The sequence below is a fragment of the Mesorhizobium sp. M1217 genome (genome assembly GCF_040318275.1).
Classification (GTDB): Bacteria; Pseudomonadota; Alphaproteobacteria; order Rhizobiales; family Rhizobiaceae; genus Mesorhizobium.
The window spans coordinates 1-22,485 of sequence record NZ_JAMYMA010000012.1 but is presented as its reverse complement, the minus strand read 5'-3'; the positions used below and the strand labels follow the sequence as shown (position 1 = coordinate 22,485).

The 22,485-nt window shown below is 62.6% G+C and carries 20 protein-coding genes and 1 pseudogene; 12 read left to right on the top strand and 9 right to left on the bottom strand.

What is annotated here, in order from left to right; all coding sequences use genetic code 11:
• Positions 1 to 123: 123 nt before the first annotated feature.
• Positions 124 to 1,548 (top strand): NADP-dependent phosphogluconate dehydrogenase, encoded by a 1,425-nt coding sequence (gene gnd, locus NKH37_RS20480; RefSeq protein WP_353005915.1) that lies wholly within the window; start codon positions 124 to 126, stop codon positions 1,546 to 1,548.
• 313 nt (positions 1,549 to 1,861) lie between these two features.
• On the opposite strand, the gene NKH37_RS20475 is transcribed toward gnd, so the two are convergent.
• The 3 genes from NKH37_RS20475 to NKH37_RS20465 all read right to left on the bottom strand — a co-directional run bounded on the left by NKH37_RS20475 (position 1,862) and on the right by NKH37_RS20465 (position 5,025).
• Positions 1,862 to 2,689, bottom strand: coding sequence for an SDR family NAD(P)-dependent oxidoreductase (locus NKH37_RS20475; RefSeq protein WP_352642661.1), 828 nt, complete (start codon positions 2,687 to 2,689; stop codon positions 1,862 to 1,864).
• Between the two features lie 108 nt (positions 2,690 to 2,797).
• Positions 2,798 to 3,820, bottom strand: a complete 1,023-nt coding sequence (locus tag NKH37_RS20470; protein ID WP_352592771.1) for an AraC family transcriptional regulator — start codon at positions 3,818 to 3,820, stop codon at positions 2,798 to 2,800.
• A gap of 122 nt (positions 3,821 to 3,942) precedes the next feature.
• Positions 3,943 to 5,025, bottom strand: coding sequence for a type 1 glutamine amidotransferase family protein (locus tag NKH37_RS20465; protein WP_353005914.1), 1,083 nt, complete (start codon positions 5,023 to 5,025; stop codon positions 3,943 to 3,945).
• Positions 5,026 to 5,200: 175 nt separating this feature from the next.
• Between NKH37_RS20465 and NKH37_RS20460 the strand changes: the two are divergent.
• A pseudogene (locus NKH37_RS20460) lies at positions 5,201 to 5,386 on the top strand (tyrosine-type recombinase/integrase); the annotation flags it as partial.
• A 330-nt stretch (positions 5,387 to 5,716) separates the two neighbouring features.
• On the opposite strand, the gene NKH37_RS20455 reads toward NKH37_RS20460, so the two are convergent.
• Positions 5,717 to 6,766 carry a LacI family transcriptional regulator gene (locus tag NKH37_RS20455; protein WP_254816774.1) on the bottom strand — a complete coding sequence of 350 codons (1,050 nt, stop codon included), beginning with the start codon at positions 6,764 to 6,766 and terminating at the stop codon, positions 5,717 to 5,719.
• Between the two features lie 394 nt (positions 6,767 to 7,160).
• On the opposite strand from NKH37_RS20455, the gene NKH37_RS20450 reads away from it, so the two are divergent.
• The 7 genes from NKH37_RS20450 (at position 7,161) to mgrA (ending at position 14,634) form a co-directional block, all read left to right on the top strand.
• On the top strand, positions 7,161 to 8,399 hold the full coding sequence (locus NKH37_RS20450; RefSeq protein ID WP_353041303.1) for an ABC transporter substrate-binding protein: 1,239 nt from the start codon (positions 7,161 to 7,163) through the stop codon (positions 8,397 to 8,399).
• A gap of 107 nt (positions 8,400 to 8,506) precedes the next feature.
• Positions 8,507 to 9,400 carry a carbohydrate ABC transporter permease gene (locus tag NKH37_RS20445; protein WP_353005913.1) on the top strand — a complete coding sequence of 298 codons (894 nt, stop codon included), beginning with the start codon at positions 8,507 to 8,509 and terminating at the stop codon, positions 9,398 to 9,400.
• Positions 9,393 to 10,328 carry a carbohydrate ABC transporter permease gene (locus NKH37_RS20440; RefSeq protein WP_352483609.1) on the top strand — a complete coding sequence of 312 codons (936 nt, stop codon included), beginning with the start codon at positions 9,393 to 9,395 and terminating at the stop codon, positions 10,326 to 10,328. The genes NKH37_RS20445 and NKH37_RS20440 overlap by 8 nt, the downstream gene beginning before the upstream one ends.
• A 5-nt stretch (positions 10,329 to 10,333) precedes the next feature.
• Complete coding sequence (locus NKH37_RS20435; protein ID WP_051409752.1) at positions 10,334 to 11,464, top strand: ABC transporter ATP-binding protein; 1,131 nt, start codon at positions 10,334 to 10,336, stop codon at positions 11,462 to 11,464.
• Between the two features lie 86 nt (positions 11,465 to 11,550).
• Positions 11,551 to 12,297, top strand: a complete 747-nt coding sequence (locus tag NKH37_RS20430; RefSeq protein ID WP_353005912.1) for a sugar phosphate isomerase/epimerase family protein — start codon at positions 11,551 to 11,553, stop codon at positions 12,295 to 12,297.
• 12 nt (positions 12,298 to 12,309) lie between these two features.
• Positions 12,310 to 13,458, top strand: a complete 1,149-nt coding sequence (locus NKH37_RS20425; RefSeq protein ID WP_352816858.1) for a Gfo/Idh/MocA family protein — start codon at positions 12,310 to 12,312, stop codon at positions 13,456 to 13,458.
• 129 nt (positions 13,459 to 13,587) lie between these two features.
• Positions 13,588 to 14,634, top strand: coding sequence for an L-glyceraldehyde 3-phosphate reductase (mgrA, locus tag NKH37_RS20420; protein ID WP_352495501.1), 1,047 nt, complete (start codon positions 13,588 to 13,590; stop codon positions 14,632 to 14,634).
• Positions 14,635 to 14,715: 81 nt separating this feature from the next.
• Here the strand turns inward: mgrA and NKH37_RS20415 are convergent, their stop codons facing one another.
• Positions 14,716 to 15,015 (bottom strand): DUF2934 domain-containing protein, encoded by a 300-nt coding sequence (locus NKH37_RS20415; RefSeq protein WP_023721944.1) that lies wholly within the window; start codon positions 15,013 to 15,015, stop codon positions 14,716 to 14,718.
• Positions 15,016 to 15,206: 191 nt separating this feature from the next.
• On the opposite strand from NKH37_RS20415, the gene NKH37_RS20410 reads away from it, so the two are divergent.
• Positions 15,207 to 15,557, top strand: a complete 351-nt coding sequence (locus NKH37_RS20410) for a hypothetical protein (protein ID WP_023721943.1) — start codon at positions 15,207 to 15,209, stop codon at positions 15,555 to 15,557.
• A 73-nt stretch (positions 15,558 to 15,630) separates the two neighbouring features.
• On the opposite strand, the gene NKH37_RS20405 is transcribed toward NKH37_RS20410, so the two are convergent.
• The gene (locus NKH37_RS20405; RefSeq protein ID WP_245278721.1) at positions 15,631 to 16,764 is read right to left on the bottom strand and encodes a S1 family serine peptidase; all 1,134 of its coding nucleotides are present in this window, start codon (positions 16,762 to 16,764) and stop codon (positions 15,631 to 15,633) included.
• Between the two features lie 350 nt (positions 16,765 to 17,114).
• Here NKH37_RS20405 and NKH37_RS20400 point away from each other — a divergent pair, with 350 nt between their 5' ends.
• Positions 17,115 to 18,197, top strand: coding sequence for a trypsin-like serine peptidase (locus NKH37_RS20400; protein ID WP_031194911.1), 1,083 nt, complete (start codon positions 17,115 to 17,117; stop codon positions 18,195 to 18,197).
• A 151-nt stretch (positions 18,198 to 18,348) separates the two neighbouring features.
• On the opposite strand, the gene NKH37_RS20395 is transcribed toward NKH37_RS20400, so the two are convergent.
• The 3 genes from NKH37_RS20395 to NKH37_RS20385 form a co-directional block, all read right to left on the bottom strand.
• Complete coding sequence (locus tag NKH37_RS20395; protein ID WP_353005911.1) at positions 18,349 to 19,053, bottom strand: DUF4760 domain-containing protein; 705 nt, start codon at positions 19,051 to 19,053, stop codon at positions 18,349 to 18,351.
• A complete protein-coding gene (locus NKH37_RS20390; protein WP_352483640.1) occupies positions 19,050 to 19,421 on the bottom strand; it encodes a hypothetical protein in 372 nt (123 codons plus the stop codon). Before NKH37_RS20390 ends, NKH37_RS20395 begins: the two co-directional genes overlap by 4 nt.
• 111 nt (positions 19,422 to 19,532) lie before the next feature.
• Complete coding sequence (locus NKH37_RS20385) at positions 19,533 to 21,734, bottom strand: caspase family protein (protein ID WP_353005910.1); 2,202 nt, start codon at positions 21,732 to 21,734, stop codon at positions 19,533 to 19,535.
• Positions 21,735 to 21,945: 211 nt separating this feature from the next.
• Here NKH37_RS20385 and NKH37_RS20380 point away from each other — a divergent pair, with 211 nt between their 5' ends.
• Complete coding sequence (locus NKH37_RS20380) at positions 21,946 to 22,350, top strand: Fur family transcriptional regulator (protein ID WP_023721937.1); 405 nt, start codon at positions 21,946 to 21,948, stop codon at positions 22,348 to 22,350.
• Positions 22,351 to 22,485 lie beyond the last annotated feature (135 nt).

The following is a 22,485-nucleotide window of genomic DNA, read 5'->3' as shown; positions in this document are numbered from 1 at the left end:
GCAACACAATTCGGCGAGACGGTTGACGCGGCCTTGAAGGCCCGTCAATCATCGTCATCAAGAATGGGCATCCAACCCAATCGCGGGCTCAAACCAACAAGATCCGAAAGCAGGGAAGAAACGATGGAAAAAGCCGAAATCGGCCTGATCGGCCTTGGCACGATGGGCTCCAACCTCGCGCTCAATATCGCCGAGAAGGGGCACCGCATCGCCGTCTTCAACCGCACCGCGGCGCGCACCGATGCCTTTGTCGAAAATGCCGGCGCGCTCAGGGACAGGGTGGTGCCTTGCTACAGCCTCGAGGAACTGGCCGCCGCGATCCGGCCGCCGCGGCCGATCATCATCATGGTGCTGGCCGGCAAGCCGGTCGACGAGCAGATCACGGCATTGCGCGGCGTGCTGTCGGCCAACGACATCGTCATCGACGCTGGCAATGCCAATTTCCGCGATACGATGCGGCGCTTCTCCGAGCTTACCGATTCGGGCCTGACCTTCATCGGCATGGGCGTGTCCGGCGGCGAGGAGGGCGCACGCCACGGTCCCTCGATCATGGTCGGCGGCACCGAAGAGTCCTGGAAGCGCGTCGAAAAGGTGCTGACCGCCATCTCGGCCAAGTTCAAGGGCGAGCCTTGCGCGGCGTGGCTTGGCACCGACGGCGCCGGCCATTTCGTCAAGACCATCCACAACGGCATCGAATACGCCGACATGCAGATGATCGCCGAGATCTACGGCATATTGCGCAACGGGCTCGGCATGGGGCCGAAAGAGATCGCTGAGGTGTTTTCCCAGTGGAACACGGGCAGGCTCAACTCGTACCTGATCGAGATCACCGCCAAGGTGCTGGCCGCCGACGATCCCAAGACCGGCAAACCGGTGGTCGACATCATTCTCGACCGCGCCGGCCAGAAAGGCACCGGCAAATGGTCGGTGATCGAGGCGCAGCAGCTCGGCATCCCGGCCACCGCAATCGAGGCGGCTGTGGCGGCACGCGTGCTGTCGTCGATCAAGGACGAGCGGCTGGCCGCCGAAAAGGTCTATGGCGGCGGCGTGAGCAAGATTTCCGGAGACAGGGACGCCCTGCTCGGCGATCTCGAGCTGGCGCTGTTTGCCGGCAAGATCGCCGCGTACGCGCAAGGCTTCGCGGTGATGAGCGGCGCGTCGAAGGAATTCAACTGGAACCTGCCGATGCCGGTCATCGCCAAGATCTGGCGGGCCGGCTGCATCATCCGCTCGCAATTGCTGGATACAATGGCGGAGGCCTTCGGCGCCGGCGGCGCAGCCACCAACCTGTTGATGGCGCCGGCTTTCGTTTCATTGATGCAGGAGGCACATCCGTCGCTTCGCCGTGTCGTGGCAAGGGCAGCCGAAGCCGGCTCGCCGGTGCCGGCCCTGTCATCGGCACTTGCCTATTTCGACAGTTACCGGCAGGGCCGCGGCACTTCGAACCTGATCCAGGCGCAGCGCGATTTCTTCGGCGCGCACGGCTTCGAGCGCATCGATGGGCAGGGCGCGTTTCATGGCCCGTGGGGGAGTGGAGCGGCGGGTTAGCGCCCTATTTCGGCCGTCCAAGCCGCCTCGGCGACTTCCCAATAGCTGCCGTTCTTTCGCCGGGGCAACGCCGCAACTGTCTGCTGCGCATCATAGCGCGTCCAAAAGCAAGGCACCCCGAGCCGATCCGACCAATGCTTGTGGCAGCTTCGGCGCGCGCCGCTATCCGACCACGAAAAAAGCGTGACCCGCGCAGGACGAAACGAAGCGGAGGCGAACGTTGGAGCTACCTCAATGCCCGATTGGAAGCGGTCAGTGGCGGTCGTTTGACCTGCGCGGGGCCGTCAATCGGCAGGCCCCGCAGGCTGCTGCCTCAGTGGCCGTTCGCCGCTATCGAAACCGCCTCCCAATCCTTCCAGGTCTGGAGGCGCTTGGCGTAGATATCCACGATGGTCTTGGTTGGGGTGAGCCCGAAAAAGATCCGGGTCGGGGGCTCGGCGGCATCGACGACCTGCAGGATCGCCGGACCCGTCGCCGTCGGTTCGCCAATGAACTCCGCGGGCAGGTTGGCCCAGATGTCTGCCTGGCCACGGCGCAGAGGGTCATACTGCGGCGCCGGGTTGGCGTGGACGGCCGAGCCCCTGCCCCAGTCGGTGGCATAGCCGCCCGGTTCCACCAAGGTCACTTTGATGCCGAACGGGGCAACCTCCTGCGCCAGCGACTCGGTGAGGCCTTCGACCGCCCACTTGGAGGCGTGATAGGCCCCCAGATTGGGGTAGGACATCAGGCCACCGATGCTGGACACCTGGATGATATGGCCATGCCCCTGCTTGCGCAGGATGGGCAAGACAGCCTGCGTGACGTTCAGCACACCGAAGAAATTCACTTCGAGCTGATCGCGCACCTGCTGCTCCGTGACTTCTTCGACCGCACCGAAAAGGCCGTAGCCCGCATTGTTGACGACAACGTCGAGACCACCAAATGTTTTGGCAGCCTGTCCGACAGCGGCAATTGCGGCGGCGCGATCGGTCACATCCAGCCGCAGGGGCAGGACCGCATCGCGGAATTGAGTGACGAGATCCTGCAAGGCCTCAGGCTGCCGGCTCGTCGCGGCAACCCTGTCGCCGCGCTTGAGTGCGGCTTCCGCCCACACTCGACCAAAGCCACGGTTGGCGCCTGTAATGAACCAGACTTTCGACATCGATCTACCTCATGGTTGCGTGCCATTAGGCACTTCTCTTGAGGTAGGCCGGCCCCTGTCGAATTCATTTGCAGGTTGCGACAGAAAACTGGCGATGGGCGCCAATCTCTAGTTTAGGCGAGAGGCCTCGGTGTTCTGCTCGCGCCACCGTGCGGGGGTGACACCTTCCCATTCGCGGAAGGCGCGATAGAACGAGCTGGTATCCTGATACCCTAATAGATAGGCAATCTCATCAGCCGCGTTCGCGCCGCTGGCCAGCATTTCGCGACCGAGTTCCTGGCGGGAAGCCTCCAGTAGCAGCCTGAAACTTGTCCCAGATTCCGAAATACGGCGCTGCAGCGTGCGTTCGCTCATCCCCAGGACGTTGGCCACGTCCGATAGTTCGGGCTTGCCGCTGGCCAACCGCCGCTTCAGGACAATCTTCACTTGTTCTGGCAACGAGCTTTGCGCATCGATCTCGTCGAGCGAGGCCAACAGTGCCGGTGTAAGGATGGCGAGCAGCTCGGGGTTGTGCCCAGCGAACGGTCGATCCAGATCATCGGCACGCAGCACCAGCTGGTTCTTGGGCGCCCCGAAGGTTATTGGCGCTCCGAGGTACTCCTTGTGCGCTCGGGTCGTCGGGCCTTTTCGGGTCATGTCCACTCGCAGCGGGACGATGTGACGACCTGTTCCGCGTCGTCCCAGTTCAAGGATTGCTGCAAACGTCACATCGACCGCTACGTCAGGCTCCGTGCCAACGGCGTGGATCCAGTCGAAGCTGACAAAAGCCTCACCATCACGTTCTATCACGTGCAGCTCTTCCGGGGTGCAAAGCCGCTTGAACCTGGCAAGACGGTTGAGGCCGTCACGGAAATCCTTGGCGAAGAAGGCCGACATGGTCGCGGGGGGATGGACCGATGTATCTGCCGCAACTGTGATATGCAGCCCGATCGCAGGGTCGCCCGATAGCTCCTCCAGTGCTTGCCAGAGTTCGAAGTATTGGGCGGTATTGACCCAAGCGTCTTCGGAAATGTGGAGGGTCGCAGGCAACCGAGCTTGCCTCAACAATGCCGCTGGTGAGATGCCAGCCCGCTCTACAGCGCGCCAAAAGGCCTGTGGGACTTTGCATCTGTCGATTGGTAGCCGTGTCATGGCAGTCTTTCACTCACCCGTAATGGCGGCATATGAGCGCCGCTGTCCTATCGTCGTCTAGCCCGGCCCCAGTTCGATCACAGCGTACCCGAATCCGCCACCGATCCAGTCATCCATCTGCCCTACCGGGTCGTCCACTGTGTGACCGGCAGGGTGGACCGTAACGGTTGTATGCTCAACTGCGTGGCGCTAGCGCGTCGGGCGGCGCGAGTGCTGGTGAGGACACTGCGCAGCTTAGCGGCCTGCTGGTCGATGGCCTGCGGGCCGTTGCCGGTGAGCAGCCGCACGGACGGCTCGTAGGCCAGTAGCGGGGCGGCGATGTTGAGGGAGGTCGCGAGTGTGAAGCCAGCTTCCTTGATGGCCGCGTCGACGAAGTAGGAGGTTCGGGTCTTTTTGCCGGGGACGCGTGGGTAGAGGAACCGCAGCGCGAACAGCTCGCCGATCGTGGGGACGGTCGAGATGGTGGCGGCGAGGAACGGGTTGTCGCTGACGAGGTAGGGGTGGCCCTGAGCGTCGATGCGCTGCCGGGTGGAGGTCGCCGCCACAGGCGCGTGGCAGATCAGCGAGATGATGACGCCGTTCTCCCGGGCTATGTGGAGGGTTTCGCCGAGCCACGGATTGTCACGGAAGTCGACCATGGGGGCGTGACCGCCGGGGGTGTGGATGAAGTCAAAGTCGGCGAAAGTGAACGGGTCGGCCGAGTCGCGGTGACGCTGGACGAGTTCCTGTAGCGAGTGGAAGGTGCCCTCGGGCAGCTTGTCGAGGCGGCGAACCAGTTCGGGGCGGTACTCGGCGAGCTCCGGCTCGCTGTTAGGCAATAGTTCGGAGACCGGGACCCGGCCGATGTGCCGCTCCAGCAGCTGAACTTCCTGCTCGCGGCGGGCGACCAACGCGGGGTGGCGCTGCCGGAAGCTGTTGACGTCGAACGAGCGGCGGCGCTGCTGCATACGGAGGGGGATGGTCATGGCGCCGGTCTTCTCGATGGATTGCACGGACAGGGCCATGCCGTTGATGTCGAGTTGAGGGGCGTTGCCGTCGGGGGTAGCGAAGGTGAACTCGTAGTCGTTCTCGAACTCCTTGAGCACTTGAGCCATCTCGACCAGGAAGAACCCGGTCGAGATCGACTTGACGTCGGCCGGTTCGGCCAGCGGCAGCTGGCGGCCGGACGAGATGAGGATCAGTGCGCGGCGCTTGGTGGTGGGCATGACTTGTTCCTTTCAATGCTTTCGGCCGGGGTGAGGGTCATGCCGTCCCTGCCATTCATCGGCGGATTTAGGCACGCCTCCTGTCGCATTCACTTACAGGATGCGACAGAAAACTTGCGATGGCCGCCAATCTCTCGGTGTTTTGCTCGCGCCACTGTGCGGGGGTGACGCCTGTCACCTGAGCACGCGTCAGTACGCGCGGCTGGTCGACGAGTGGGGGACCGCGATTGGGCTGACACCTGAGGAGTACGGCACTCACTCGCTGCGCAGGACGAAAGCGTCGCTCATATACAAGGCGACCGGCAATCTACGAGCGATTCAGACTTTGCTCGGACATAGCAAGATCGAGAACACAGTTCGATGCCGGACGGGCGCAAAACTTTCCTGCGCCGGGCAACATATAGCTTTCCGGCCCCTGCCAGATTGCCGAGGTCGAGACTACGCGTGTTGTAACCGCATCATAACACGAAAAAGCATCTGCGGATCGCCCGTTTCGCGAACCGTCTCGAGCGCCGCGGGTTCCTGAAGGTCCGCTTCTTAAGATCCGATCCTCGAAGCTGCCGGTCAACTACCGGCTCCAAGCTTGCCAGTCAGCAGCACACATTTTCCAGCCAAGTGGAATCACTTGGCGTCGCAGAAATGCGGCTAAGACAAATAGATGGAGCCCAGTTCAATTTGAACGTATCCCGCCCTAGTCGGGCCGGCGATAGGCCTGGACTTCGCCCGGTTCGCTCAGGCTTTGCAGGGTGCCGGGTGCGGCGCCGCCGATCCAGCCCAGCACCGAGCGGGCGAGTTCGGCGCCGGCCAGCCGGAAGTTCTCGTTGACGACCAGCAATTCGCTGCGAAACAGGTGCAGAAGCTCCGACGATTGTTTGGACACCACATCGACATCGCGGCCAAGCTTGAGGCCGGCGTCTTCGATGCCGGCGACGATGGCAAGCGTCGCGGCGGCGGCGCTGCTGATGAAACCGTCCGGGCGGCTTTCGCGGCGCATCAGCTGCGCCGTCCGCATTCTGATCTGCTCGATCGAATGATCGATTGAAACGGTGTTGAACGGAATCTCGCTGGCGCCGACCTCGCTCAGCGCATCGGCAAAGCCGGCGAGCGTGTGGCCGTGATAGGTCAGCTCGACCGGCGGCGCCAACAGAGCCAGCCGGCGGCGGCCGAGGCCGGCCAGATGGCGCACTGCCTCGGCTGCGAAAGCGTAATTGTCGAAATCATGGTAGGGATGGATCAGCCCCATATCGGTGCGGCCATGCGTGGCAAAGGGGATGCCGCGCTCCAGCATATAACGGGCCCTCGGGTCGTTCGGCTGCGTGCGCGAAATGATGACGCCGTCGGCTGAACCGGTTTCCACGAGGTAACGGATCGGGTCGAGCGGATCCTGCGAGCGTGAATAGGGCGTCACGATCAAGTGATAGGGCGTATCGGCAATGACTTCCGAAACACCGTAGATGATGTCCGAGACAAAGCTCATGATCTCGTGCTCGGTGTTGAGCACCAGGCTGATGACATTGGTCTTGCCGGTGCGCAGGCGGACGCCGGCACGGTTGGGCCGATAGCCGATTTGTTTGGCGACAAGCTGGACGCGACGCCTGGTCTCGGCGCCGATCTCGGGCGCGTCCTTCAGCGCGCGCGACACGGTGGTGACGCCCAGCCCGGTCATGAAGGCGAGCGTCTTCAGTGTCGGCCGGCCCTGCCCCGACGCTTCGTCGGCCTTCTCTTTTTGATGCCTGTTCATTCGTCCCGCCCCGTCAGGCGCATAGCAGTTGCCGGGCAGGCCGGCAATCGGCGGGCCGCGAGTACGCCGCGGGCCTTCACCGAATGGGACCGCTATATACTGAAACGTTACAGATTGTCACGACCATTGCCACATCACTGGTGACAGATGCAGAACGAGCGGCGCTGCAATCGGCGCAAGACAGCGATTGGAACGGGCTTTTCCGATCTTTTTGGCGTCGCAGCATTCCATTTTGCGGTGCAACCTCTCTGGTTGCGATGCGGTAGGCCAGCGAGCCGCGCGATTTTATTCGTGCTTCGAAAAAACTTGATGCCACCTTCGCCTGAGGGGTTGCGCGCCTCAAGCAATTGCCGTATCGAAAATCTGTAACGTTTCAGATTCTGGGAGGAACGAAATGCGATACCAACTCATGACTGCTGCGCTGGCAGCGACGGTCGCGCTGCAATTTGCCGGCCCGGCGGCCGCGACGGATCTGGAAGTCACCCATTGGTGGACCTCCGGCGGCGAGGCGGCAGCGGTCGCCGAACTCGCCAAGGCTTTCGACGCAACCGGCAATCATTGGGTGGACGGCGCTATCGCCGGTTCCGGCGGCACGGCGCGGCCGATCATGATCAGCCGCATCACCGGCGGCGACCCGATGGGCGCGACCCAGTTCAATCACGGCCGGCAGGCGGAAGAATTGGTGCAGGCCGGGTTGATGCGCGACCTCACCGATCTCGCCACCAAGGAAAAGTGGACGGAAATCGTGCAGCCGAAGAGCCTGCTCGACGGCTGTACCCTCGACGGCAAGATTTATTGCGTGCCGGTCAATATCCACTCCTGGCAGTGGCTGTGGCTGTCGAACGCCGCCTTCGAAAAAGCCGGCGTGCCGGTGCCGAAGAACTGGAATGAATATGTGGCTGCGGCGCCCGCGCTTGAAAAGGCTGGCATCCAGCCGCTCGCGGTCGGCGGCCAGCCCTGGCAAGCCTCCGGCGCTTTCGACGTGCTGCTCGCGGCGGTCGGCGGCACCGATGCCTTCCTCAAGGTCTACAAGGACAAGGACGCGGAATTCGCCGCCGGGCCCGAAGTCGCCAAGGTCTTCAAGGCGGCGGACGACGCCCGCAAGATGGCGAAGAACACCAATGTGCAGGACTGGAACCAGGCCACCAATCTGGTCATCACCGGCAAGGCCGGCGGCCAGATCATGGGTGACTGGGCGCAGGGCGAGTTCCAGCTTGCCGGCCAGACCGCCGGCAAGGACTATACTTGCCTTCCGGGCCTCGGCCTCAACGAGATGATCGCCACCGGCGGCGACGCTTTTTACTTCCCGCTGCTGAAGGATCCCGAAAAATCGAAGGCGCAGGAAGTGCTGGCCCACACGCTGCTTGATCCCAAGACGCAGGTCGCCTTCAATCTCAAGAAGGGTTCGCTGCCGGTGCGCGGCGACGTCGACCTCAAGGCGGCGAACGACTGCATGAAGAAGGGCCTCGAAATCCTCGCCAAGGGCAATGTCATGCCTTGGACGGACCAGCTGCTTTCGCAGGATACGCAGAAGCAAAAGGAGGATCTGTTCTCCGAGTTCTTCGCCAAGCAGGACATGACCGTGGAAGATGCGCAGAAGCGCTTCGCCGCCATCGTCGGTTCGGCCGATTGAGCGATCGATCAAGCGCCTCACTCCCGCCCCTGCGAGCGCAGGGTCGGGAGCTCGGGTCAAGACCTCTTGACCCTCCCGCCCTTACCCGATCCAGCGCGGCTGTGCAGATGAGCAAGAGCGAACGCCCCAGCCAACTCTTTCGCAACCTCAATGCGAAAATCGCCTCGATCCCAATGATCTTCACCGCGCTGGTGATCTTTGTCGGCGGCACCGTCTGGACGGTGCTGTATTCCTTCACCAATTCCAAGTTGCTGCCGCGGCTGCACTTCGTCGGTCTCGACCAGTATTACCGGCTGTGGGCGACGCCGCGCTGGCTGATCTCGATCGAGAACCTGCTGATCTACGGCGTGCTGTCGCTGGTGTTCTCGCTGGTGATCGGTTTCCTGCTTGCTGCCCTGCTCGACCAGAAGATCCGGTTCGAGGACACATTCCGGACCATTTTCCTCTATCCCTTCGCCCTGTCCTTCATCGTCACCGGTCTCGTCTGGCAGTGGCTGCTCAACCCCGAGTTCGGTGTCCAGGCAGTGGTGCGCAGCCTCGGCTGGACGAGCTTCAGCTTCAATCCGCTCTATGATTCCAGCATCGTCATCTACGGCATATTGATCGCTGCTCTCTGGCAAGGCACCGGGCTCATAATGTGCCTGATGCTGGCCGGCCTGCGCGGCATCGACGAGGATATCTGGAAAGCCGCGCGGGTCGACGGGATACCGACCTGGAAGACCTATCTGTTCATCATCATACCGATGATGCGGCCGGTCTTCATCACCACGCTGGTCATCGTCGCCTCCAACATCGTTCGCGTCTATGACCTTGTCGTCGCCCAGACCAGCGGCGGGCCTGGTATCGCCTCCGAAGTCCCGGCCAAATATGTCTATGATTACATGTTCTTCGCCCAGAACCTCGGCCAAGGGTTCGCCGCTTCGACGATGATGCTGCTGTCGGTGATCATCGTTATCGTGCCGTGGGCCTATCTCGAGTTCGGAGGCAAGAAGCGTGTCTGACCATGCCGTTTCATTGCCTGCCATTGGCGGCGCCGGCGGGCTCGAAGCCTACGGGCCGAGCGGACCGAAGCCGCGCCACACGTTCTCGCGCCGCAACATCTTCCTCTACGGCACGCTGATCGTGGTCGCGCTCTATTATCTCTTGCCGCTCTACGTGATGGTGGTGACATCGCTCAAAGGCATGCCCGAGATACGTCTCGGCAACATCTTCTCGCCGCCGATGGAGATCACCTTCGAGCCCTGGGTCAAGGCCTGGTCGAGCGCCTGCACCGGGCTCAACTGCGACGGACTGTCGCGTGGTTTCTGGAATTCGGTGCGCATCACCATCCCGTCGGTGATCCTGTCGATCGCGCTCGCCTCGGTGAACGGCTATGCGCTGGCCAATTGGCGCTTCAAAGGGGCCGACACTTTCTTCATCATCCTGATCGTCGGCGCCTTCATCCCCTATCAGGTGATGATCTACCCGATCGTCATCATCCTGCGCGAGGTTGGCCTCTACGGCAGCCTCAGCGGCCTGGTGATCGTCCATTCCATCTTCGGCATGCCGATCCTCACACTTTTGTTCCGCAACTATTTTACCTCCATGCCGGAGGAGCTGTTCCGGGCAGCGCGTGTCGACGGCGCCGGCTTCTGGGGCATCTATTTCCGCATCATGCTGCCGATGTCGCTGCCGATCTTCGTCGTCGCCATCATCCTGCAGGTGACCGGCATCTGGAACGACTTCCTGTTCGGCGTCGTCTACACCCGCCCCGACACCTATCCGATGACGGTGCAGCTCAACAACATCGTCAACTCGGTGCAAGGCGTGAAGGAATACAACGTCAACATGGCAGCCACCATCCTGACCGGCCTGGTGCCGCTGATCGTCTATTTCCTGTCCGGAAAATTGTTTGTGCGCGGCATCGCCGCCGGCGCGGTGAAAGGATGATGGCGATGAACGCAAACGGCAGTGTTGAGGTAAACGGCAGCAGCGGGGCAAACGGCACCAGCGTCTCGATCCAGAACCTGTCGCTGAATTTCGGCGCGATATCGGTGCTGCAGACGCTCAACCTCGATGTCGCAGAAGGCGAGTTCATCGTGCTGCTCGGCCCGTCCGGCTGCGGCAAGTCGACCCTGCTCAACTGCATTGCCGGGCTGCTGGACGTTTCCGAAGGCCGCATCTTCATCAAGGGCAAGAACGTCACCTGGGAAGAGCCCAAGGATCGCGGCATCGGCATGGTGTTCCAGTCCTACGCGCTCTATCCGCAGATGACGGTGGAGAAGAACCTGTCGTTTGGGCTGCGCGTTGCCGGCCTCGCCAAGGACGAGATCGCCAAGCGCATCGCCCGGGCCGCCGAGATCCTGCAGATCGAGCCGCTTTTGCATCGCAAGCCGGCGGCTCTGTCCGGAGGCCAGCGCCAGCGCGTGGCGATCGGGCGCGCACTTGTGCGTGACGTCGATGTCTTTCTGTTCGACGAGCCGCTCTCCAACCTCGACGCCAAGCTGCGCGCGGAATTGCGCGTCGAGATAAAGCTGCTGCATCGCAAGCTCGAGAACACCATGATCTACGTCACCCACGACCAGATCGAGGCGATGACGCTGGCCGACCGCATCGCGGTGATGAAGGGCGGCGTCATCCAGCAGCTCGATGCACCGCAGACCATCTATAACCGGCCGGTCAACCGGTTTGTCGCCGGCTTCCTCGGCTCGCCGGCGATGAACTTCCTCGACGGCAGGCTGGAGCAGGCGGACGGCGACTGGCACTTCGTCGCCGAGGATGTACGGATTCCGCTTGCCACCTATGCTTTCGAGAAGGACCCGGTGCCGGGGCCGGCCGTGTTCGGCATTCGCCCCGAGCACGTCGCGTTCAACAGCGGCACGGGATGGCCATTCGCAGCCACGGCAAGTGTCGAGGTCGTCGAGCCCATGGGTTCCGACACGCTGGTCTGGCTGAAGCTCGGCGGCCAGAATTTCACGGTACGGGTGACAGCCGAGCGCACGCCAAACAACGCCGAGGCGGTCGGCATCGGTTTTGATCCGATGCGCGCCTCGCTGTTCGACGCCGCCACAGGTAACCGCCTCTAGAGCAGATCTAGCCACCCAAGACTCTTCCATTCCCCCCAAGACTCATCCCCCAAAACTAACCATCCACAAGAAAACGGACAGAGACGATGAACTGGTCATTCCAACTTTACAGTGCCCGCAATTTCCAGCCCTGGGAGGGCGTGCTCAAGATGCTGGGCGAGCTTGGTTACAGCCAAGTCGAAGGGTTCGGTGGTGTCTATGACGATCCCAAGGCATTCCGTGCCGAACTCGACAAGAACGGCCTTGCCATGCCGACCGGGCACTTCTCGATCGACGCGCTTGAGAAGGATTTCGACGGCGTGCGCAGGACGGCCGACGCGCTCGGCATCACGCTGCTCATCTGCCCGTTCCTGAACGCCGAGTTCAGGCCGGCTGACACAGCCGGCTGGCGCGGCTTCGGCGAACGCCTGGCCAAGGTCGGCGAGACGGCCAAGAAAGCCGGCTATGGCTTTGCCTGGCACAACCATGATTTCGAGTTCAAGGCGCTCGCCGACGGCTCGGTGCCGCAAGACCACATCCTTTCCTCCGCGCCCGACGTCGGCTGGGAGATGGATGTCGCCTGGGTGGTGCGCGGCGGCGTCGATCCGCTGCCCTGGATCGAGAAGCACGGCAAGCGCATCGTCGCCGTCCACGTCAAGGACATGGCCAAGGCGGGCGAGGGCCTCGACGAGGACGGCTGGTCCGACGTCGGCCACGGCACCATCGACTGGCCCGGCCTGATCAAGGCGCTGCGCGCCAAAAGCGCTGCAAAATACTACGTCATGGAACAGGACAACCCCAACGACATCGCGCGCTTCGCCCGCCGCTCGATCGCAGCCGCCAAGACCTATTAGGAGCACACCAGCATGGCAACAAAACTTGGCATCGGCGTCATCGGCTGCGGCAACATCTCGAAGGCGTATTTCTCGCTGGCGCCGCTGTTCCGTGGCATCGAGATGCGCGCCTGCGCCGACATCAACATGGAAGCGGCGAAAGCGCGGGCAAAAGAGTTCAAGCTGCGCGCCGAGACCGTCGAGGGGCTACTCAAGGCCGACGATATCGACATCATCGTCAACCTGACCATTCCGGCGGTGCATTACGAGGTGTCGAAGCAGATTCTCGACGCCGGCAAGCATGTTTATTCGGAGAAGCCCTTCGTGCTCTCGGTCAAGGAAGGGCTCGACCTGAAGAAACGGGCCGAAAGCAAGGGGCTGCGCATCGGTTCGGCGCCCGACACCTTCCTCGGCGGCGCGCACCAGCTTGTCCGCGACCTGATCGACACCGGCAGGCTCGGCAGGATCACCAGCGGCACCTGTCATGTGATGAGCCATGGGATGGAACATTGGCACCCCAATCCGGACTTCTTCTTCCAGCCGGGCGCCGGGCCGGTGCTCGATATCGGACCGTATTACATCACCAACCTGATCCAGCTGATCGGGCCGGTGAAGCAGGTCGCGGCTTTTGCTTCGATCCCGATGACGGAACGCATCATCAGCTCGAAGCCGCGCGCCGGCGAAAAGATCCCGGTCTCCACGCCGACGACGATCCATGGCGTGCTGGAATTCGAGAACGGCGCCGTGGTGACGCTCAACACCAGCTGGGATGTCTGGAGCCATGGCCACGCGCCGATGGAGCTCTATGGCGAGGCAGGCACGGTGTTCGTGCCGGATCCGAATTTCTTCGGCGGCGAGGTGCGCTACACCGAGGCCGCCAAGCCGGTGAAGAAGCTGCCGAAATGGCGGCATCCGTTCGGCGTGCCCAACGAGATGCATTCGCATGGCATGATGGCCAACTACCGCACCGCCGGCCTTGCCGACATGGCGATCGCGATTACCGAAGGCCGGCCGCACCGCTGCTCGATGGAACTGGCGCTGCATGCCGTCGATGTCATGACCGGCCTGTTGCGTTCTGGCGAGACCGGAAAGTTCGTCGCCATGCAGACCAGCTGCGAGCGGCCCGCGGCACTCGGCGTCAAGGCAGCGAAGGAGCTGCTGGCGAAGAAGAAAACGAAGTAGGCGGCGCACCTCCCAAGCACCGTAAAAGCCTCTCCCCGTTTGCGCGGGGAGAGGCTAAAGGTGCGGAAGGCTCGGCTGCCGTGCGTCGCGGCGACAGCCGTCGGGCTCGTTTCGATATGAGGATTTCCCATGCCCTATGTTCCCGCCGAGAACCGCTACGAAAAGATGGTCTACAATCGCTGCGGGCGGTCCGGCCTGAAGCTGCCGGCGATCTCGCTCGGGCTGTGGCACAATTTCGGCGACGACACGCCGCATAGAACCAAGCAGGCAATCACGCGCAAGGCCTTCGATCTCGGCATCACGCATTTCGATCTCGCCAACAATTACGGCCCGCCGCCCGGCTCGGCGGAGCGGGCCTTTGGCGAGATCCTGCGGACGGACTTTGCCGGTTATCGCGACGAGCTGATCATCTCGACCAAGGCCGGCTACGAAATGTGGGCAGGACCTTACGGCGAATGGGGCGGCCGCAAATATGTGCTGGCCAGCCTCGACCAGAGCCTGAAGCGGATGGGGCTCGATTATGTCGACATCTTCTATTCCCATCGCTTCGACCCCGACACCCCTCTGGAAGAGACGATGGGCGCGCTCGATCACGCGGTGCGCTCGGGCAAGGCGCTCTATGCCGGCATTTCCTCCTATAATTCACAGCGCACCCGCGAAGCCGCCGACATTTTGAAGCAGCTCGGCACGCCTTGCGTGATCCATCAGCCGAGCTATTCGATGCTTAACCGCTGGGTCGAGGACGACGGCCTGCTCGATACACTCGAGGGGCTTGGCGTCGGTTCCATCGTGTTCTCGCCGCTGGCACAAGGCATGCTGACCGACAAATATCTCGGCGGCATCCCCGATGGCAGCCGCGCCAGCCAGGGCAAGTCGCTGCGCCCGGCATTCATCAACGACAAATCGATCGCAAATATCGAGGCGCTGAACGTCATCGCCCGTCGCCGCGGCCAGACGCTGGCGCAGATGGCGCTGGCCTGGGTGTTGCGCCGGGGCAGGGTGACGTCGGCGCTGATCGGCGCCAGCCGGCCGGAACAGGTCGTGGATTGCGTCGGCGCGCTCGAGACGCTCGACTTCAGCGATGCCGAGCTCGCCGAGATCGACACCTTTGCACGCGAGTCGGACATCAATCTCTGGGCGACGTCGGCCGAGCGCAAGGGGCCGCCAAGGAAGTAGGCGAAGACGGTCCGCGGTCCGTTTTCATCGAAAGACGCGGCAGCGCAAACTGATAGCTGTCTTCGACACGGTGGCCAGCGGCTAACTTTCGGCTGCCTTGAGGTTCCGCGCGGCTTCTTCGAGTGCGGCTCTGTCGTTGCCGAGCCTGTCGATCAGCTCTTGCGCCTGATCACCGGTTATCCCGGTGCGCATCGCCAGTGCCTCGACCGTCAGAACGTCGGAACTGGCGATCACTCCAGCCGGACCGCGATCCGCGTCGTCGAGGTCAAGCTCTCGCTTCGCCTGCTGCCAATGACGCTCATGTTCGCCGTGCGGGCGGCCTTCGCGCACCCAGATTTCATAGGCTCGCTGCCGAATTTTTTCATGTCGATCGTCATCCATGGCGGTTCCTCCCTTGTGGCGTTTTCACCAACGCGGGGAGCGCTGGAACGATCCGATGTTGATGCCGAATTCGCACACATGCCGAACAAATCCCGGGTTCTCACCGAACAAACACCGGACAGAATCGTTTTGCCGAGGAACCTGCACAGTGGGCCGACCGTTGAGCCGAGCCTTCCGCAAAGGAGATTACCATGGCCGACGACCCGAACGAATCCGCAGCACCCAAGATGACTCAACGTGAAGCTCAGGAAGCCCTGGAGAAGCAGGTCGCGCAGCTGAGGCGTGAGATCAGCAAGATCAATCGGACCTTGGCCGAACGCGCGGAAGAGGCGATCGAAGAGGCCGGCGACTGGTATGACAGCGCTGCTGACCGCGCGTCCCGGACGGCGCAAGCCCTGCGCAACAGGGCGCAGACGGTTTCCGGGGTCGTCCAGGAGAATCCCGGCACAGTATCGTCCGCATTCATACTCGGAGCGGCCGTAGGGGCGCTACTGGGCCTCGCCTTGGCCGCCACAGACCAGCGCCGCGATCGCTGGTTCTAGTTCCGACCAAAAGTTTCCGGGCAGAAGCGGCGGGATTGCTCGCGCCGTTCGTTCGTTCAGCGGGTGACGCCGGTCAGGGGGTCGCCGGCTTCTGCGCCGTGCCGAGGGCTTTGGGTGCTGCGGGCACGGGCGCTGCCCTTTTCATCTTCTCCTCGATCCAGCCGGTGTAATTGGCCAGCCGCGTGTAGATGCCGTAGGCGTTCTTGTGGCCGCAGGCGGTGCCGCCGTCGGCCGGACCTTCGCCCCAGCTGACGACGCCGACCTGCACCGGACCATCGGCGCCGGTCATGAACAGCGGTCCGCCGCTGTCGCCATTGCAGGCGTCGCGCTCGCCGCTGGCCGTTCCGGCGCAGATCATGTTGCCGGTCAGCGGATCCGCCATGTCGGCAGCAATCGCGTTGGCGGCCGCCTCGATGCCCCTTTCCGAATAACGCATGCGGCGGGCGAGCTCGCCGAGCGCTGCTTTCAAATCATGCGCATAAATCGCCTTGATGCCGCTGTTGCAGGTTGCGTTCGGCTGGAGGTCCAGGTCGGCGACCATCAGCGCGGTGGGAAATGTTCCGTCCTGCATCTTGCCCCAGCCGGTGACTGTCGTCTTGCCGGCGTCGGGGGTCGGCTCACTGGCAATTTTGATGGTCGGGGCATCGGCCGGCTCGGCCAGCCGGATCAGGCCGAGATCGTTGTCCAGCGTCTGCTCGCTGTAGCCCTCGTTGACGATGATCTCCACCGCCTTGTAGCGCTTGCCCTCGCTGAGATCGGTGGCGCCGGTGAGCACGGTGACCACATCAGGCGAAATCGGCTCGCCGTCGTCATTGAGGCAGTGCGCCGCGGTCAGCACCCATTGCGGCGCGATCAGGCTGCCGCCGCAGAACTGCGCATTCGCCTGCGAGGCCGGGCTTTTGTCCAGCTTGCCCGTGGTCAGCAATGCCACCTGGAACGGGTAGGCGCCCGTCTCGGCCTGCTTGCCGCCGTAGACGCGATCGGCGCCGTCGGGGTTCTCCGCCCTGGCCTTTGCCCTGGCCTCGGCCACGCGTTTCATCGGCGAGATCGCCGCCTCCGGCCGGGCGGCCGCGTCCGTGGCATGAACGGAATCAACGACCGGCAAGGCCGCCGCGATGCCGAGCAGCGCGGCGGCGGCAATCGGTCTGAACCTATGGATGATCTTCACCTCGAACCCCCTGAGACAATATTCCGACAGGTCAGCCACCGACGCATGATCCACTGAAATGGAACCGGCCGGTGAGATCATGCTCCAAGGCGGAGCGCGATCCGTCACAAAACCGAGCACCACTTTTGCTAATCGTGCTGTCGAACCAAGCCCGCCCAAATCCTATAGCCCCCCACGGGCTATGTGAAAGCAATTTGTCATTGCCAATGTTGGATTAATTTAGGCAGTATACCGTTGCGGGCATTTTTGGCGGGGACCTAAACTGGCTGCACTGAATAATGGCCCGGTAAAGGCGCCGGCAACCAATTTCATTTTTCGTCACCACCACGATCTCGACAATATTTCTCTATCTTGATCCAGTCCTTGCTGACTTTTGGGAGAGTCTCACCATGACAAAACTGACACATAGCATTATTGCGTCCGCGTTGCTTTCCACCGCAATGTGGGCGGTTCCTGCCTTGGCTGCCGATCCAGGCTCCGCCAATGCTGGCAACGGCGAAAGCATGCGGGACGTGACATCGGGCGATTACAAGCCCGGCCGGGCGAAACCGATCGCCCCGCCGAAACTGACCGACGACGAGGCCAACCGCGCCGCGCCGCTCGCCGACGAAGCAACGGCAGTCAAATCTTATGGCATCGTCGGCCGCTCCGCCGATGGCAAGGACATCAAGATCGACCCGAACGAGACGCTGAAGGACCTTGTCATCAAGGAAATGAACGCGCCCGCCGACGGGCAGAAGTCCGATAATTCCGGACTAAGCGGAGGCGAAGAGGCCGGCCGCCAGGTGTTCGGGACGGACGACCGCGAGCAGATCAAGAATACCAAAACCTACCCGTTCACCGCGATCGGCTATCTCGAAGGCAAATCGAAGAGCGGCAGCTATGGCAGCTGCTCGGCGACACTGATCGGCCCGCGCACGGTGCTCACCGCGGCGCACTGCCTCTACAGCCACGAGGACAAGGCCTGGCTCGACGATATCCTGTTCGTGCCGGCTCTCAATGGCAAGACCGCCGACGACGCTCCGTTCGGCGCCTTCACCTATGAAAGCGCCTATATCGTCCAGGGCTTCATCGACAATTACCAAGGCTTTTACGGCTCTGTCGTGCCGTGGGATCTCGGCATCGTCACTCTCAAGCAGGATGTCGGCACCAATCTCGGCTGGCTGGGCTATGCCAACTATGTGGATCTCGGCGATTTCACCGCCAACATCATTGGCTATCCCGGCGACAAGCCGATGGGCACGATGTGGAAGGCGACCTGCGAAGTGCACGCCGAAAACATCGCCACCGAGTATTTCCAGTACGACTGCGACACGTATCCAGGTTCGAGCGGCAGCTCGGTCTATGCCTATGACAATGGCTCCAAGCAGCGCGTCATCACCGGCGTGAACGTGGCCGAGAGCCCGGATGCCAATACCGCCGTGCGCCTGAACGCCATCAACGTCCAGTGGATCAACAGCCTGTACAAATAGGCCTGCAGAGTGCGCGCCGCGATCATCGGGGCGGGTTATCTATTTTAGCGGCATTTCTGCGACGCCAAATATGATCACACTTGGCTGCAAAATGCTCCAATCAAAGCCGGCGGCGGAGCATTTCCGTCGCCGGCTTTCGCATTTTCGGGGATTATCTGGATTGGGCCGGGGGTGGCGCCTGGCGGACATAGTTCTCGATTGGCAGGGCGAAGGTCGGCGAACCGGCCTTGCGCTCCTTGTCGATATAGCCGGCAAAATAGCTCCAGAACGAGGCGGCATAGTCGCGGAAATACGAGTCGGCGACCTGACGCGAGCAAAGCCTGCCTTTGACGCAGAAGGAAAGACGGTTGAGGAAATAGACGATGCGGTCGAAATTGTCGCTGAACTCGGCAAGCGGCATGTCGCCGCCGGTTGCGCTCGTCGCCTCGATGCCGATGCGTTGCCGATAGACCTGTTCCTCGGTCGGCGTGGGATTGGCGCTGAGCAGATTGCCGTATTTGGCATTGAGCGTCGCCAGGCGTTGCTTGAGGGCCCGTTGCGCCTGCTGGTAATCCTTGCTTTCCCAGAGCTCGACCAGCGACATCGTCTGTTCGACACGCTTCTGCTCCTGGTTTGCCAGGAACTGGTAGACCGAAAAGATCAAGGTGAAGATGATCGCCAGCCGTACCAGCAATCCGGACCAGGCATAGACAAGCATGCGCCAGTCGCGATCGGTGAACGGGTTCGCCTCCTTCTTGACCTCGTGATTGCTCACCCAAGGCAGGCCTTCGACGGTTTCCGGCAGTGACGCCGGCTTCTTTTGCGGTACCGGCGCCGCCCCTGCCTGCTGCGTTGCGTCGCTCCCTGCTTTCGTCATCCGCAGCTGTCCAGTTCGATGATAGCTGACGGATCGAGCACGATGCCCGGCGTCTCCAGCTTCTTCTTCAGGCAATCCAGCTGCGCCCGCGAAACGATGAACTGCACGTCAGGCTCCACCTGCGGCTTGCCAGGCGACGGCAACGGCTCGACCACGCCGCGTGAGGTGCAGCTGCTGAGATCGACGACGACGGCGGTGTTGCCGGTTTTGGCGATCTGGTCGTACTGATCGAGAAAGCAACTCGCCAGTTCGGAGTTGATGACGACCTCCTTGGCGCAAAGGCCGCAGATCTCGTCCGCCGAGGCATTGGCGGCCAGCAACAGCCCGGCGACAAGGCCGGCGGTTGTTGCGCGCCACGAAAATACCATCCTGTTCACGAACGCCCTCATCCGTTCCGTTCGGCCGCCGACAGCGGCGGTCGAAGAATGTTCATTATCAGCCGATCAGGCAAGAGGCCTGGCCGGGCGCTTGATCCCGCCTCAGGCGCGCGGCACCGTCTCCATCGGGAAGATCATCACGGCGCCCTTCGATGCCTTGTCGTCGGTGAGCCGCATGGCCGACCGCGTCGCCGGCGCCATGCCGATATCGGCCAGCATATCGGAGAAACTTGGCTGTCCCAGTCCGCGCGTTACCGAGACAACCCCCGCTTGCGCCAGGAAGCTCAGGTCCTGCTTCTCGCTCTGCGGCGGCGCCTCGGTCAAGACGGCGATCATCTGCTCCATGCCGAAGCTGGTGTCGGTGAATTTGAACAGGCCTTCCTCGAGCACGGCGCCCTCGGTCAGGCGCTCGGCAAGAAAATGCTGGATGGAATAGTCGGAGCCGACATAGAGCACGTTGATGTCAACCAGGTTGGTCGAGCCGTTCCAGACCAGCACATGCACCTGATCGTCGGGCGAAACACGCGGCACCGTCGACGGCTCGATAGGCTGCAGCGCGTCACTGTCCAGACGCTTGATCCGGAACTCGACGTCGACCTCTTCCGGCCGATAATCCGAAGCGGCGGCCAGCCTCGACAGGCCGATGGCGCGGAAGATTTTCGTCAGGTTCCTGGCCGCGGCGTCGATCAGCTTTTCGCGGCCGTCCGGATGAATGACGATCAGCGGCGGCTTGCTGCCATCCTTGAGCGTCATGTCGCCCGAAGCTGGCAGGAACCACAGCGCCGGCGCGTCGGTGGCGTCTTCTGCGGCGCCGGCAATGGCATTCTCGCGCAGCACGGCGAGACGCAGATCTGCGCTCTTGCCCGGCTCGACCAGCGCGATGTGGAACCCTGAGTTCTCCCTGGCCGCCAAATCGTCGAGAACCGAGTTCGCCAGCGCAGCCTCTTTCTCGAGGCCTTTGGCCGCTGCCGGCCGCGCGACCACGAGCTTGTAGTCGACGGCGAGCTCGGCGAGCCGGGCATAGGCATTGGCGGGGATGTCAGCCAGCTTGAGCGCCGGCTTGCCGCCGAACTCGACCGGCTGGACCCGGCTCTCCAGGTTCTTTGCCGATCGCACCTGGAGATAACCAAGCGCCTCGGACAGCGGCGACAGCGCCGACGGCAAGATTGCCAGCTTGCTGCCGGGGGTGAGGCGATGCAGCAGTCCGGCGCCGATGGTGGCTTTGTCGTCCTTGACGACGATCGGCCATTGCATGACCGCATCGGTCTTGTCGGTGCCGAAGACGCGTGCGTCGAGTTCTCCCTCGAACAGCGGCGTTGGCCGGGTGCGGCCGTCCGCCGAATATTGCTGCAGCACGGCCTGGCCGAGCTGGCGGTAGGTGATGTTGGGGTTCTCGGCCAGTTTCGACAGGATGGTGAAGGTGAACAGCCCGAAACGCGGCGCATCGGCCGTGCCCCTGGGCAGCGGCATCTCAGGCGTCGTCTCCACCGTCTGCGCCGCGTAGAAGGCGACCAATCTACCCTTGGTGGTCGGCTCGGCGCCGGTCGGCGCCAGCTTGAAGGCCGGCTTGCGCTGCCCGTCCTCGTCAAAGCCGCGCGGCGCGGCCGACGCAATCCCGTCATAGGCTTTCACCGCAGCCGCCCTGGCAGCATCGTCGCCGCCGACCAGATCGGCGAACTCGACCTTGCGTTCCAGCTCGTCGTCGACCTCGGCGGCGCGCGTCGCCGTGCCGGAATGGCAGCAGTCGAACACGGCCCAGATAAAGGCGCCCTTGTCGCGAATGGCGTCGAGCGCGGTGCCGATCTCGTTGTCGACCAGCGCATTGGGCACGCCCTGTTCGCGGTTGACCCATTTGTCGATGTCGGACGGCAAGAAAATTTCGTCGAGGCCGTCGGTCTCGTCGCCCTTGGTCGCCGCGGGCTGTTGCGCGCCGTGACCGGACAAATGCAGATAGACGAAATCATCACGCTGGACCTTGGCGGCAAGGTCGGCGAGTGCTGCCTTGATCGCCGCATGTGTCGGCGGTCCGTTGGCGCCTTCGACATCCTTGGCGAGCAGCGTGACGTTTTCGGCCAGGAATTTTACCGGCGCGGGCGTGTTCCCCAGGAGGTAATCGCGCACCAGGCCGGCATCGTTTTTCGGTCCGATCAGCCAGTTTTTCTTCGGCAGGTTCGGGTAATCGGTGCAGGCAACAAGCAGCGCATGGTAGGTGCGCGCCGCTGCGAATGCCCGAAACGGCACCAGGCCGGCAGCGGCCAGCGCAGACGTGCCGGCAAGCAGCGTCCGCCGCGTCACTTTGATCATGGTTGCTTCCCCAAGCCCGATCGAATTTCCAAGCACAGCCAGCCTGGCTGACGATTTTGTCAGTATTTTGAATATGGCGCCGCCGGCCAGCCGACCACCGGCTGCGAATAGAAACAGTAGCAAAAATAGCAGTTCGTCGCTATCTCAGTGCAAGAGGTCGAATTGCATGCGAACTGGCAGTGATCGGCACGGAGCGGCTTGGAACGGGATCATGGCGGCAAGGGATGTACTGACGAAGAACCAGCTTTGCGTTCTCGAGAAACTCGAGGCCGCCAGCGGGCCGCTCAGCGCCTATACGTTGCTCGACCAATTGCGCGAGCGCGGTTTTCGTGCACCGCTGCAGGTCTATCGGGCGCTCGACACGCTGGTGAAGTCCGGCTTCGTGCACAGGCTCGAAAGCCTCAATTCCTTCGTCGCCTGTGCCGAGCCGCACGACCACAGCCATTCGATGACGGCGTTTGCCATCTGCGACAGCTGCGGCCAGGTGACCGAGTTCTCCGACCACGATGTCGGCCACCGGCTCGACGAATGGGTGCGCTCGACCGGCTTCGCCGCCAAGAAGGCGGTGATCGAGTTCCGCGGCACCTGTGCGAAGTGTTTGGCTGAGGCGGCTTGAGGGCTTACTAAGCCGCGAGATGCTGGCGGGACGATAGTGTCCTGAAGGTTCTGCAAAAAGTTTTGGAGAGAGAACGGCGCTTGCTCTGAAGGGCGAGCGGCCATGGCACGGTGGTGACGTTGCAATCACCGATTC